A 13,548-nucleotide genomic window follows, 5' to 3' on the forward strand; every position below is an offset into this window, starting at 1 on the left:
CCTCAGTCGATCTCGCTTACCCAGCGCCGGTAGTCGCGCGCTTGCCGGCGGGTCTTCAGCTGGTTGCCGAGCAGCGCCAGCAGCGGCGAGGTGCGTGGCCGGGTAGGCTTGCCGCGGCTGAGCAGGGCCAGTTGCTTCTTGACGATCGACTGGGTGGCCGCCGAGGCGAACGCCTTGTTCTTCCAGGCCACCACGATCGGCTCCACCCCGGCCTCCTCGCCGGCCTGCCAGCGCCGCGGCAGGTTGGGCTCGACCGCCAGCGCGGTGGCCATGCCGACCATCTCCACCTGTCCCTGCAGCACCCGCTCGGCCACCGCGCGGCGGCGGATGCCTCCGGTGACCATCAGCGGCATGCGCGCCGTCGCCGCGATACGCTCGGCGAACTCGAGGAAATACGCCTCGCGCGCCAGGCTGCTGCCGTCGCGGGCCTGGCCCTGCATCGCCGGACTCTCGTAGCTGCCGCCGGATAACTCGACCAGGTCCACCGCACGCTCGTTGAGCATGCGCACCACGGCGGCGGCGTCCTCGGCGTCGAAACCGCCGCGCTGGAAGTCCGCCGAATTGAGCTTCACCGCGACGCAGAAGTCCGCCGCCACCGCCGCGCGCACCGCCTCCACGGTAAGCAGCAGGATGCGCGCGCGGTTCTCCAGGCTTCCGCCCCAGCGGTCGGTGCGGCGGTTGGACAGCGGCGAGAGGAACTGGCTGAACAGGTAGCCATGCGCGGCGTGGATCTGCACGCCGCTGAAACCGGCGCGCTCGGCGAGCACCGTGCTGGTCACGTAGCGCTCGATCAACCGCTCGATCTCGCCCTCGCTCAGTGCGCGCGGCTGGGCGAACAGCTTCTCCAGGCCAGGAATGTTCACCGCCACCGCCGACGGGCCGAGCGCCGGCTGGCCGAGCTCGGCCATCAGTTGGCGGCCAGGATGGTTGATCTGCATCCAGGCATGCGCGCCGCGGCTGCGGCAGGCCTGCGCCCAGGCAGCGAAACGCGGCAGGTGGCGCTCATCCTCCAGAACCACGCCGGCCGGGCCGGTCAGCGCATGGCGGTCGACCATCACGTTGCCGGTGAGGATCAGGCCGGCGCCGCCTTCCGCCCAGGTGCGGTAGAGGCGGATCAGCGCATCGCCCGGCGCATGGTCGGCGTCGGCCAGGTTCTCTTCCATGGCGGCCTTGGCCAGGCGGTTGCCGATCACCTGGCCGTTGGGCAGGCGCAGCGGTTTGAACAGCTTGCTCATGGGTTCAGTCCTTCAGGCGCTGCGCCAGTGCGGCGAGCAGTTGGGTGGCGGTCCGCCCCAGCCGGTGCAGGGTGGACTCGGAACGGTTGACCGGCGCGGCGACTACCGCCTCGCCGCGGGCGGCGAAGCGCGGGAACAGGCTCAGCGCATGGCCGCGGGCAATACCGGCAAGCTGTGCCGCCGACCACGGCGAGGCCGCGCCGAGCACTTGCAATTGCTGCTCGACCAGCGCGGCCGAGGCGAACGGGAAGTCGCTGCCGAACAACACCTGGCCCGGCTCGACCAGCTCGCGCAGCACCGCCATCGAGGGCGCCGCTGGCGCCAGCGCGGTATCGAAGTAGAACCGCCGCAGATAGGTCATCACGCCTTGCGGTGCCCGCTCCTGGAACTCCGGCAGGGCGTTGGCGAGCGAGATTCGCCAGGCCGCGTAAGGCAGGAAGCCGCCGCCGTTGGCGAGAATCCAGCGGATGCGCGGATAGCGCTCCAGGGTGCCGGTGAGGATCAGGTTGACCGCCGCACGGCTGGTGTCGCAGACCAGTTCGACGAGGAACCCCGGCGTCTGCAGCGCCAGCTCTTGGCTGCCCGGGTGCAGGTTGGGATGGACGAACACGGTTGCCGCGCGGCGTTCCAGTTCGACCATCAGCGCCTCGAGGCGTGGATCGCCGAGGAACACCCCGGCATTGCTGGCGAGCAGCACCACACCGTCGGCGCCGAGCGTGTCCAGCGCATGGATCGCCTCGGCGCAGGCGGCATCAGTGTGCGGCAAGGGCAGCGCGGCGAAGCTGCCGAAGCGGCCGGGATGGCGCTGCCCGAGATCGGCGGCGTACTCGTTGCAGCGCCGCGCCAGCTCGGCGGCGGCGCGTGCCTCGCCGAAGCAGACGCCGGGCGCGGACAGCGAGAGGATCGCCGCCTGCATGGCGCGCTCGTCCAACAGCGCCAGCGACTGTTCCGGCGTCCAGGCCGGCAGCGGCACACCGGCGATGTTGTCCAGGCCCTGGCGACGCAGCGCCTCGGTGTAGAACGGCGGCAGCAGATGATGGTGCACGTCGATGCGCCCGAGCGCCCGCCCCGGCACCTGCGATACGCCGTCGGGCAAGGCTTGCGCCGACTCCGGCGCGCCGAGCGCCGGCACGCCGTCGACCAGCAGCGAGGCGCCGGCGAGCACGCCGGCGCCGACCACGAATTCACGTCGGTTCATGAGAGACCTCAGCGGCTGCGCACGCGCTCGACGAAGGCGCCGACTGGCCGGGTCAGGCTGCGCTTCAGGCGGCTGGAGAAGGATTCGCCGGCGTAGATCGGCGCCGGGATCACCTGCTCGTCGGCCTGGCGGTACTGCGGGAACAGGCTCAGGGCGTGGCCACGGTGAATGCCGTAGAGCTGCTCGGCGGACCACAGGGGGTTCTCCTCCAGGGTCTGGCACTGCAGCGTGGTCAGCGGCGCCGGGGCGAAGGGGAAGTCACTGCCGAAGAGGATTTGCGAGGGCTCCACCAGCTCCTTGAGCGCCGCCATCGAGTAGCGCGACGGCGACAGCGCGGTGTCGAAGTAGAAGCGCCGCAGGTAGGTCATCACCCCTTGCGGCGCCTTGTCCTGGAACTGCGGCAGGGCATTGGCCAGAGACACTCGCCAGGCCACGTAGGGCAGGAAACCGCCGCCATGGGCGAGGATCCAGCGGATGCGCGGGAAGCGCTCCAGGGTGCCGGTGAGGATCAGGTTGACCGCCGCGCGGGTGGTGTCGCAGAGGAATTCGATGAGGAAGCCCGGCGCCTGCATGCCCAACTGCTCGCTGGTCTGGTGCAGGTTGGGGTGGACGAAGACCACCGCGGCCCGGCGGTCCAGCTCGGCCATCAGTTCGTCCAGGCGGGGATCGCCGAGGAACACGCCGTCGTTGCTGCCGAACACCACCACGCCGTCGGCCCCGAGCACGTCAAGGGCATGCACGGCCTCAGTGCAGGACGCCTCGGTGAACGGCAGCGGCAGCAAGGCGAAGCTGCCGAAGCGCTGTGGGTGCCGGCTGCGCAGGTCGGCGGCGAACTCGTTGCAGGCGCGCGCCAGGCTGGCGGCCTGGGCGACACCGCCGCCCAGGTGGGCGCCCGGGGTGGTCAGCGAAGTGATCGCCCGCTGGATGCCGTTCAAGTCCATCACGTCGAGGGACTTCTGCGCCGACCACTGCGGCAGCGGCGCGCCGGCGTGCAGCTGCAGGCCGTGGCGGTAGATGGCCTCGGCATACACCGGCGGGATGATGTGGTGGTGAACGTCGATGCGGCCTTGCTGGATGCTCATTGTTGTTATGCCTCGCCTGTCGATGCGCCGAACAGCGCAAAACAATGATGAACATCAGTGTTCAACTCAGTCAACCGAAATACAGTCATGAACAGCAGGAATCAAATTTATAAACCGCCTTCACCCTTTGAATTGCTGGCACGAACCTCTTCAAAAGGGGATTCCGCTGACCTTCCGACGAAAACCGCTGTTGACTAATAATGAACATGAGTGTTCAATCAACCCAGGTTCGATTCTGGAGTCATTCCCCGTGGAAGTTCTCAATCCCGTGCAGCGCCGTATTCACCAGGCCGCGCTGCGCCTGTTCGCCGAGAAGGGCGTCAGCCAGGTCAACATCAGCGACCTGGCGCAGGAGGCCGGCGTAGCGCGCGGCACCATCTACAACAATGTGGAGAACATCGAGCAGCTGTTCCACCAGGTCGCCAGCCAACTGAGCAAGGAGATGCACCTGCGCGTAAGCAAGAGCTTCGCCGACCTGCAGGACCCAGCCGAGCGCCTGGCCAACGGCATCCGCTTCTTCATCCGCCGCACCCACGAGGAACCCCAGTGGGGCGCCTTCCTCAACCGCTTCGCCATGAGCGACTCGGCGCTGCGCGAAATGTTCTACAGCCAGGCCACCACCGACCTGCTCAGCGGCTTGCAGGGTGGCCGCTACCGCTTCCGCCAGGACCAGTTGGTAGTGGTGATCTCGCTGGTCGCCAGCGCCACGCTCGGCTCCATGTTCCTGGTGATCGAGGGCCTGAAGACCTGGCGCGAGGCCGGCAGCGACACCGCCGAACTGGTGCTGCGCTCGCTGGGCGTGGACGAGGCGGAAGCGCGCCGCTTGGCGACCACCGAGCTGCCGCCGCTGCCCGCGCTGGACTGATCCCGAACTGACGACAACGACCCCGCCCGGCGGGGTCGCGGGCCCGGCTTTGCCCGCAGAAAGGCCACGGAGAACAACAACAATGACCCAAGGCACTACCCGCCCCATGCTCGCCACGCCCCAGCCGGCAAGACATCCGCAGCCCACGGTGCGGGCGCGGACGCTGGCCCACCTGATCTTCGCGCGGCCGGACCTGGCCACCGCCGAGCGCTTCCTGCTCGACTTCGGCCTGCGCCCGGCGCGCCTCGACGGTGACTGCCTGTACCTGCGTGGCACCGGGCCGGCACCCTACTGCTACCGCATCGAGAAAGCCGAGCAGGCGCGTTTCCTCGGCTTCGGCCTGGCGCTGGACAGCCGCGCCGACCTCGAACGCCTCGCCCGCCTGCCCGGCGCCTCGGCCATCGAGCCGCTGGCCACGCCCGGTGGCGGCGAGTGCGTGCGGCTGCGCGACCCGTCCGGCTTCCTCGTCGAGGCGATCCACGGCCAGCAGCCGGCGGCGGCCCTGCCGCACCGCGCGGCGCTGCCGTTCAACGCGGTCGACGAAATGCCGCGGATCAACGCCACCCAGCGTCCGCCGATCGCCCCGCCGGACATCGTCAAGCTCGGCCACGTGGTGCTGGAAGTGGCCGACTACCAGGCCACCTGCGCCTGGTACACGGAGCACTTCGGCTTCATACCCAGCGACGTGCAGGTGCTGCCCGACGGCTCGCCGGTGGTGACCTTCTTCCGCCTGGACCTGGGCGACACGCCGGCCGACCACCACACCCTCGCCATCGCCCAGGGCTTCATGGCCGCCTACAGCCATAGCGCCTACGAGGTGGTCGACGCCGACGCCGTGGGCATGGGCCAGCGGGTGCTGCGCGAGCGCGGCTGGAAGCACGCCTGGGGCATCGGCCGGCACATCCTCGGCAGCCAGATCTTCGATTACTGGCAGGACCCCTGGGGTGACAAGCACGAGCACTACTGCGACGGCGACCTGTTCACCTCCGAACGCCCCACCGGGCTGCACGCGGTCAGCCCGGAAGCCATGGCGCAGTGGGGCCAGCGCATGCCCAAGAGCTTCACCAAGCCGGTGATGAACCTCGCGGCGTTCCGCGCCCTGGTGCACAACCTGCGCCACAGCCCGGACCTGACCCTGCGCAAGCTGGTCACGCTGGCGCGGATGTTCGGCTAGCCCGCACCGTGCGCCGCCGCGAACTGCTGCGGGGCGCCGCCCTGCTCGCCACCGCGGCGCTGCCGGGACGACCCGCACAGCCCAGACAACCCACGACAATCGCCGCCCCGCCGCGGCCCACCGCAGCACCAGGAGTCGCTTCCATGCCCGTCCACGTCGTCCGCTACGAACACCAGAACGCCATCCGCTGGGGGGTGATCCGCCAGGGCCGCATCGCGCCGATCCCCGGCGACTACGCCACGACCGGCGAGCTGATCCGTCAGGTGCGCGTCGACGACCTCGCCGCGCTGCCGGACGGGAACCTGCCTGCGGCCGAGGTGCGCCTGCTCGCGCCGGTTACGCGCAACCAGCAGTTCGTCTGCCAGGGCGCCAACTACCGGCAGCACATGATCGAGTCGGGCATGGACCCGGACGCCAAGCACTTCAACATGATCTTCACCAAGGCGCAGAGCTGCATCGTCGCGGCCGACAGCGAGCTGATCAAACCGCGCGGCGTGCGCTTCCTCGACTACGAGATCGAACTGGGCCTGGTGCTGCGCCGGGCGATCAACGCCAAGGTCGCGGTCAGCGACGCCAACCTGCACGAATTCGTCGCCGGCGTGGTGATCGTCAACGACTACTCCGCGCGCGACATCCAGATCCCGCAGATGCAGTTCTACAAGGGCAAGAGCTTCCGCACCTTCGGCCCGGTCGGCCCCTACCTGTGCCTGCTGCAGTCCGCCGACATGCGCTACCTGAAGAACCTGCAGCTGCGCCTGACCGTCAATGGCGAGGTACGCCAGAACGACAGCACCGCCAACCTGGTATACGGCCCGGCGGAAACGCTCAGCGAACTGTCCGGCGTGCAGGACTTCGAGGCCGGCGACCTGATCGCCACCGGCACCCCGGCCGGCTGCGCGCTGTCGATCCCCTCGCCAGCCAAGCAGCGCATCGGCGCGCTGCTGCCGGAGCGGATCAAGTGGCAGGCGTTCATGAAGGCCCAGGCCGAGCGCAGCCAGTACCTCAAGGCCGGCGACCTGGTCGAGGCGAGCATCCGCAGCGTCGACGGCGTCATCGACCTGGGCACGCAGCGCAACCGCGTGGTGGAGGAAACCTGATGGCCGTCCGCAACCTTGCCGACATCCACGCCCTGGAGGCCACGCCGCTGGAACGCCGCGGCCTGCCGCCAAGCACCTACGAGGCACTGCGCCGCTGCGCCGCGGAACATGCCGAGCAGACGGCACTGAGCTTCTTCCTCGACGCCGCGAGCTTCGCCACCACCCACGACTGGAGCTATGCCGAGCTGTTCGCCGACATCACCCGCGCGGCCAATGCCTTCCACGCCCTGGGCGTGCGTCCGGGCGAGGCGATCGGCTTCGTCCTGCCAAACCTGCCGGAAACCCACTTCACCATTTGGGGCGGCGAGGCCACGGGCATCGTCATGGCGATCAACCCGCTGCTGGAGGCGGCGCAGATGGCCGAGCTACTGCGCGCTGCCAAGGTCAAGGTGTTGGTGACCCTGGCACCGACCCCGGGCAGCGACCTCTGGCCGAACCTGGCCGGCCAGCTGCACACCCTGCCCGACCTGCAGCATGTCGTCTGGGTCAGCCTGGCGCCCTACCTCAGCCTGCCCAAGGCCCTCGCCCTGCGCTGGCTGGCGCGGCGCGAGAAAGCCCGCCACCCGCGCCTGCCGATCCACGACCTGCGCACGCTGATGAAGCGCCAGGGCGGCGAGCGGCTGGCCAGCGGCCGGCGCATCCAGGCCCACGAGCGCTCGTCCTACTTCTGTACCGGCGGCACCACCGGGCTGCCAAAGATCGCCGCGCGCACCCACGGCTCGGAAGTCTTCAACGCCTGGGCGATGGCCGCCAACATGCAGCCGCGCGCCGCCGGCCAGACGATCTTCTGCGGCCTGCCGCTGTTCCACGTCAACGGCCAGCTGGTCACCGGCCTGATGCCCTGGACCCACGGCGACCGGGTGATTCTCGGCACGCCCCAGGGCTATCGCGGCGACGGCGTGGTGGCACGCTTCTGGCCGATGGTCGAGCACTTCGGCGTCAACTTCTTTTCCGGCGTACCGACCGTTTACGCCGCGCTGCTGCAGCAGCAACCGGAGCGCCACGACCTGTCCAGCCTGCAATATGCGCTGTGCGGCGCGGCGCCAATGCCGGTGGAGCTGTTCCGCGAGTTCGAGCGCAAGACCGGCGTGCGCATCCTCGAAGGCTACGGCCTCACCGAAGGTGCCTGCGTGTCGTCAAGCAACCCGCCCGAAGGCGAACGGCGCATCGGCTCCATCGGCCTGCGCCTGGCCTACCAGCAAATGCGCGCGGTGCTGCTCGACGAGGACTGCGGCTACCTGCGCGACGCCGGCGTCGACGAGATCGGGGTGATCGCCATCCACGGCCCCAACCTGTTCGACGGCTACCTGGAGGATGGCCACAACCGTGGTCTCTGGCTGCAGATCGACGGCCAGCGCTGGCTCAACACCGGCGACCTCGGCCGCCAGGACGACGACGGCTACTTCTGGCTCACCGGGCGCAAGAAGGAACTGATCATCCGCGGCGGCCACAACATCGATCCGAAGCTGATCGAGGAAGCCCTCCAGGCGCACCCGGCGGTAGCGCTGGTGGCGGCGGTCGGCAGCCCCGACGCGCACGCCGGCGAGCTGCCGGTGGCCTACGTGCAGCTGCGCCCCGGGCAGACCTGCAGCGCCGAGGAGCTGCAGGTGTTCGCCAGCCGCACTATCAGCGAGCGCGCCGCGGTGCCCAAGCGCATCGAGCTGCTCGACGCCCTGCCGCTGACCGCGGTGGGCAAGATCTTCAAGCCAGCCTTGCAGCAACGCGAGATCGCCCGGGTGATCGAGCAGGAGGCCGAGCGCTCGGGGCTGGCCCAGGTCGCCGTGGAGGTGGTCCAGGACAACCGCCGCGGGCTGGTCGCGCGGGTCGCCGCCGGCACCCAGCGCGAACGTCTGGCGCCGCAACTGGGACGCTACAGCTTCCAGATCGACTGGCTCGACTGACGCCCCGGGAGACCGCCATGCCACGCCTGAACGACGCACTCGACATCCGCCGCTAGGGCTCGGCCCTGCCCCCTTTCACATCGATACCGGCCGACGCCCGCGCGGCCGGAACGGGTCGCCGCATGCTGGCGAAACGGCGGGCCGCCACGTGCACCGCGCGCAGAACAACAACAAAAAAGAGGAAGCGACATGAACCGCAAGCAGCCACCCCTGGGGCGCCTCGCCCTGCCCCTGGCCCTCGGCCTGGCCAGCGCCTCGGCGCAGGCCTTCACCTTCAGCCTCGGCGAGATCGAGGGCCAGTTCGACTCGAGCCTCTCGCTCGGCGCCAGCTGGTCCACGCAGAATCCCAAGGCCAACTTGCTGCACAGCCACAGCTCGGATGACGGCAAGCGCAACTTCCGCGACGGCGACGAGTTCTCCCGGGTGTTCAAGGGCATCCACGACCTGGAGCTGAAATACGGCGACTCCGGGGCCTTCGTCCGCGGCAAGTACTGGTACGACTTCAAGCTCAAGGACGACGACCTGCGCTTCAAGAACATCGACGACCATGGCCGCGAGGAAGGCGCCAAGGCCTCCGGCGGCGAATTCCTCGACGCCTTCCTCTACCACAACTACGAGATCCACGACCTGCCCGGCACCGTGCGCTTGGGCAAGCAGGTGGTGAGCTGGGGCGAGAGCACCTTCATCCAGGGCGGCATCAACGCCATCAACCCGGTGGACGTCGCGGCCTTCCGCCGGCCCGGCTCGGAGATCAAGGAAGGCCTGATCCCGGTGAACATGTTCTACGTCTCGCAGAACCTCAGCGAGCACTTCGCCACCGAGGCCTTCTACCAGCTCGACTGGCAGAAGACGGTGATCGACAACTGCGGCACCTTCTTCTCCACCGTCGACGTCATCGCCACCGGCTGCGACGGCCTCGCCGCCGGCCCGGTGATCAACCAGAACGCCCTCGCGCGCCAGGCCCTGGAGCCGCTGGGGGTGAACCTCTCCGACGAGGGCATCGTGCTGCCGCGCGGCCGCGACCACGACCCGCGCGACAGCGGCCAGTGGGGTATGGCCCTGCGCTGGTTCGCCCCGGAGGTGGACAGCGAGTTCGCCGCCTACTTCATCAACTACCACAGCCGCCAGCCATACATGGGCGCGCGCACCGGCCCGCACGCCGCCGACCTCGGCTTCGCCCCGCAGCTGTGCGGCAACCTCGGCCTCTCCGGCGCCGGCTGCGCCGGGCTGATGGGCTCGGCGGCCGGCCAGTTGCTCGGCCAGGCCTATCGCCTGGGCAGCGGCGAGTACTACGTCGACTACCCCGAGGACATCCACCTCTACGGCCTGAGCTTCAGTACCAGCCTGCCCACCGGCACCACCCTGGCCGGCGAGATCAGCTACCGGCCGAACATGCCGATCCAGGTCAGCCCGGTCGACCTGATCAGCGCCACCCTCGGCGTCCCGGCCATGAGCCCGCTGTACGGCGCCGGCCTGGCGGTGGCCAACGACGAGGACATCCAGGGCTATCGGCGCAAGGAAGTCACCCAGGCGCAGGTCACCGCGACGCACTTCTTCGACCAGGTGATGGGCGCCGACCGCCTGACGCTGATCGGCGAGGCGGGCATCGTCCACGTCGGCGGCCTCGAAGGCCACGGCGGCCTGCGCTACGGCCGCAGCCCGGCGTTCGGCCAGGGCGCGCTGCAGGACAACACCCTGTGCACCGCCAACAGCGCCACCCCGGAGTACTGCAACGACCAGGGCTTTACCACCAGCACCTCCTACGGCTACCAAGCACGGGCGATCTGGGAGTACTCCAACCTGGTCGACGGCGTGACCTTCAAACCCAACCTCGCCTGGTCCCAGGACCTCCACGGCTACGCCCCGGAACCGGGCTTCAGCCAGGGCGCCAAGGCCGCCAGCGTGGGCCTCGACGCCATCTACCTGAACACCTACAACGCGAGCCTTTCGTACACCAACTTCTTTGGCGGCAAGTACAACGTCAACACCGACCGCGACTTCCTGGCCCTCAGCCTTGGCGTGTCGTTCTAAGCGGAGAGAACCGATGAACAAGAAAAACCTGGCGTGCGCATCCCTGCTGTTCCTCACCCTGCCTCTGGCCGCCCACGCGGCGGTGTCCGAAGCGGAGGCGGCAAAGCTCGGCAGCAGCCTCACCCCGCTCGGCGCCGAGAAGGCCGGCAACGCCGACGGCAGCATCCCGGCCTGGACCGGCGGCCTGCCGGCCAACGCCGGGCAGCGCGGCGGCGACGGCCGGCTGGGCGATCCCTTCGCCGCCGACAAGCCGCTGTTCACCATCACCGCGCAGAACATGGCGCAGTACGCGTCCAACCTGACGCCTGGCCAGCAGGCGATGCTCAAGCGCTACCCGGACTACCACCTCACCGTGTACCCCAGCCACCGTTCGGCGACCTACCCGTCCACGGTGCTCCAGGCCGTGGCCAGCAACGCGCGCCACGCCACCCTGGTGGCCGGCGGCAACGGCCTGCAGGACTTCCAGACGGCCATCCCCTTTCCCATCCCGCAGAGCGGCCTGGAAGCGCTGTGGAACCACATCACGCGCTACCGCGGCGGCAGCGCCGAACGCCTCCACGTGCAGGCGACGCCGACCGCCACCGGCACCTTCACCCCGGTCTACTTCAAGCAGCAGTTCACCTACCGCGACCAGCTGACCGACTACGCCGCCGACAAGGACAACAACGTCCTCTTCTACTACAAGCAGCTGGTCACCGCGCCGGCACGCCTGGCTGGCGACGTGGTGCTGGTCCACGAGACCCTCGACCAGGTCAAGGAACCGCGCATGGCTTGGGTCTACAACGCCGGCCAGCGCCGCGTGCGCCGCGCCCCGCAGATCGCCTACGACGGCCCATACCCGGCCTCCGACGGCCTGCGAGTGGCCGACAACCTGGACATGTATAACGGCGCCCCCGACCGCTACGACTGGAAGCTGGTGGGCAAGAAGGAAATCTTCGTGCCCTACAACACCTTCGAGCTGGAGTCGCCGAAGCACAAGTACACCGACCTGGTGAAGACCGGCCACCTGAACCAGGACCTGGTGCGCTACGAGAAACACCGCGTCTGGGAACTGGAAGCCACCCTCAAGCCGGGCGAGCGGCACATCTACGCCAAGCGCGTGCTGTTCCTCGACGAAGACACCTGGCAAGCCGTGCTCGCCGACCACTACGACGGCCGCGGCACCCTCTGGCGCGTGGGCGAAAGCTTCATGGTGCCGCTGTACGACAAGCAGATCCCCTGGCTTGGCGTGGAAGCGCTGTACGACCTGATCAGTGGCCGCTACCTGGTCTCGGGCATGACCAACGAGGAGAAGAGCCAGGTGGAGTTCGGCTTCAAGGCCAGCAGCGCCGACTACACGCCGACGGCACTGCGGAACGAAGGCATCCGCTGAGGCGCGAGGGAGCCACGAGCGGAATCGTGGCTCCCTCCAGGAGTCCTTGGGGGCAGCCGGGGCGATGAATCCGCCCCTCCTTGCCGGAAAACGAGCCCGCCCGCTAGCATCGCACCCTCGATTGCAAGGATGCCCCGATGCCCGGATCGCCCCGTTTGCCGTTGCTGCTGGCCATCGTGCTGGCAGCCGCCTCGTTCCACGCCGATGCCACCAATACGCCCTGCTCTGGCCACAAAGGCGGAATATCGCGCTGCGACGGCGAACTCTTCCTCTGCAACGACGGCTCGATCAGCGGCTCGAAGAAGAGCTGCCCGGCCTATCTCGGCGTCCCCAGCGGCCGGGCCGCTCCATCCGTGCAGCAGTTCGGCGACACCTCCGGCGAATGCCTGTGCGGTTCCGGCTCGTTCTGCACCGGTCCTCGTGGCGGCGTCTACTGCCTGACGTCGGACGGGCGGAAGAGTTATGTGAGGAAGTGAGCGATACAGCCCACTCCGTCATCGAAAGTGCGAGGCGAAATGGGCCGTCCAAGTTCCGCATGCGAACCGCGGTGGCCACTGCCCAGGCCAATCAGCCTCGCCACTCTCCGCGGGCGCCCCTGGCGCCTGAGCATCTCTCCTGCATAGCGCCGCAGGTTCGGCGGGCGAGGCTTTTCACTTCGTCGGCGACCACCGAGAAACCGTGCCCTATATCGCCTGCACGTACTGCCTCGATAAGCGCCCGCAGCCCCTCCCTACTCCTGGGTGAATTCGACTTGCGTCCGGCTTACGCAATATAGAACTCTATACATCGAAATCCCGACTGCCCTGCAAGGAGCTCCGATGACGACTGCCGCATACGCCAAGGAAGCCGTAGGCGCCGCCTACGAAAAGGAATTGATGCAATACGCTCAGGTGCGTACCTGGGAAGCCGTGGAGGCTATCGCCGACGCCATCCGTCCAGGCATGTGCGAGTCCGAGGCCACTGCCCTCGGCAAGCAGGTCCTGGCCGAACTGGGCATGGAGCGCATCTGGCATCCGCTGCTGATCCGTTTCGGCGGCAACACCCTGAAGACCTTCAAGCAGCGCTCCGACGGCGACCCGATGCTCGGGGCGAACGACATCTACTTCATCGACATGGGTGTGGTCTGGCGCGGCCACGAAGGCGATGCCGGGGCGACCTTCGTGGTTGGCGACGATCCGGACATGGCCGCCTGCGCCGCCGCGGCCAAGACCCTGTTCGACCGTGTCGAGGCGCACTGGCGCGAGACCCGTTGCAGCGGCGTGGCCCTCTACGACTTCGCCCATGCCGAGGCCAAGGCGCTGGGCTGGCAGCTCAACCTCGACATCAAGGCCACCGGGTCAGCGACTTCCCCCACGCGATATACCGCGCCGGCGACCTCGGCGACTACCTCGAGCGGCCCAATGGCGGCCTGTGGATCCTGGAAATCCAGATCGCCCACCCGCACAAGCCCTACGGCGCCTTCTACGAAGACCTGCTGGTCTGAGCCGGAGCGCCAGTGCGAAGGATCGCCGTGGGTTGCGTGGGGCGTTAGCAGAAGGCCGGCGGCGACGCATGCCGCTCGGCACTTCTCGAACCTGTTCGAGAGAACATTGA

Annotated in this window: 10 protein-coding genes and 2 pseudogenes; 8 read left to right on the forward strand and 4 right to left on the reverse strand. The window is 68.6% G+C overall.

The genetic code is table 11. The features are described 5' to 3' along the window. Window positions 1-2 precede the first annotated feature (2 nt). From ACA097_RS00870 to ACA097_RS00880, 3 genes are read right to left on the reverse strand one after another with little or no spacing between them, the layout of a single operon-like run. The gene (locus ACA097_RS00870; protein WP_371367837.1) at window positions 3-1,235 is read right to left on the reverse strand and encodes an NADH:flavin oxidoreductase/NADH oxidase family protein; all 1,233 of its coding nucleotides are present in this window, start codon (window positions 1,233-1,235) and stop codon (window positions 3-5) included. 4 nt (window positions 1,236-1,239) lie between these two features. Beyond that, window positions 1,240-2,433 carry an amidohydrolase family protein gene (locus ACA097_RS00875; protein WP_371367839.1) on the reverse strand — a complete coding sequence of 398 codons (1,194 nt, stop codon included), beginning with the start codon at window positions 2,431-2,433 and terminating at the stop codon, window positions 1,240-1,242. Window positions 2,434-2,441: 8 nt separating this feature from the next. Continuing rightward, window positions 2,442-3,515, reverse strand: coding sequence for an amidohydrolase family protein (locus ACA097_RS00880; RefSeq protein ID WP_371367841.1), 1,074 nt, complete (start codon window positions 3,513-3,515; stop codon window positions 2,442-2,444). Window positions 3,516-3,765: 250 nt separating this feature from the next. Between ACA097_RS00880 and ACA097_RS00885 the strand changes: the two genes are divergently transcribed. The 7 genes from ACA097_RS00885 (at window position 3,766) to ACA097_RS00915 (ending at window position 12,431) form a co-directional block, all read left to right on the forward strand. Next, on the forward strand, window positions 3,766-4,380 hold the full coding sequence (locus ACA097_RS00885; protein WP_371367843.1) for a TetR/AcrR family transcriptional regulator: 615 nt from the start codon (window positions 3,766-3,768) through the stop codon (window positions 4,378-4,380). 82 nt (window positions 4,381-4,462) lie between these two features. Then, the gene (locus tag ACA097_RS00890) at window positions 4,463-5,554 is read left to right on the forward strand and encodes a VOC family protein (protein ID WP_371367845.1); all 1,092 of its coding nucleotides are present in this window, start codon (window positions 4,463-4,465) and stop codon (window positions 5,552-5,554) included. 143 nt (window positions 5,555-5,697) lie between these two features. Continuing rightward, the gene (locus ACA097_RS00895; protein ID WP_371367847.1) at window positions 5,698-6,651 is read left to right on the forward strand and encodes a fumarylacetoacetate hydrolase family protein; all 954 of its coding nucleotides are present in this window, start codon (window positions 5,698-5,700) and stop codon (window positions 6,649-6,651) included. Then, a complete protein-coding gene (locus tag ACA097_RS00900) occupies window positions 6,651-8,552 on the forward strand; it encodes an acyl-CoA synthetase (RefSeq protein WP_371367849.1) in 1,902 nt (633 codons plus the stop codon). Before ACA097_RS00895 ends, ACA097_RS00900 begins: the two co-directional genes overlap by 1 nt. Window positions 8,553-8,741: 189 nt before the next feature. Next, window positions 8,742-10,583, forward strand: a complete 1,842-nt coding sequence (locus ACA097_RS00905; protein ID WP_371367851.1) for a DUF1302 domain-containing protein — start codon at window positions 8,742-8,744, stop codon at window positions 10,581-10,583. A 13-nt stretch (window positions 10,584-10,596) separates the two neighbouring features. After that, window positions 10,597-11,955, forward strand: a complete 1,359-nt coding sequence (locus tag ACA097_RS00910) for a DUF1329 domain-containing protein (RefSeq protein WP_160286904.1) — start codon at window positions 10,597-10,599, stop codon at window positions 11,953-11,955. 137 nt (window positions 11,956-12,092) lie between these two features. Further along, entirely contained in the window at window positions 12,093-12,431 is a 339-nt protein-coding gene (locus ACA097_RS00915; RefSeq protein WP_160286903.1) for a hypothetical protein, read from the forward strand. 136 nt (window positions 12,432-12,567) lie between these two features. Here the strand turns inward: ACA097_RS00915 and ACA097_RS00920 are convergent. Next, window positions 12,568-12,678, reverse strand: a pseudogene (locus ACA097_RS00920) (methyl-accepting chemotaxis protein); the annotation flags it as partial. Window positions 12,679-12,773: 95 nt separating this feature from the next. Between ACA097_RS00920 and ACA097_RS00925 the strand changes: the two are divergent. Then, window positions 12,774-13,438: pseudogene (locus ACA097_RS00925) on the forward strand (M24 family metallopeptidase). Window positions 13,439-13,548 lie beyond the last annotated feature (110 nt).

The sequence above is a fragment of the Pseudomonas sp. QL9 genome, assembly GCF_041409665.1.
In the GTDB taxonomy this organism is placed as follows: domain Bacteria; phylum Pseudomonadota; class Gammaproteobacteria; order Pseudomonadales; family Pseudomonadaceae; genus Pseudomonas; species Pseudomonas knackmussii.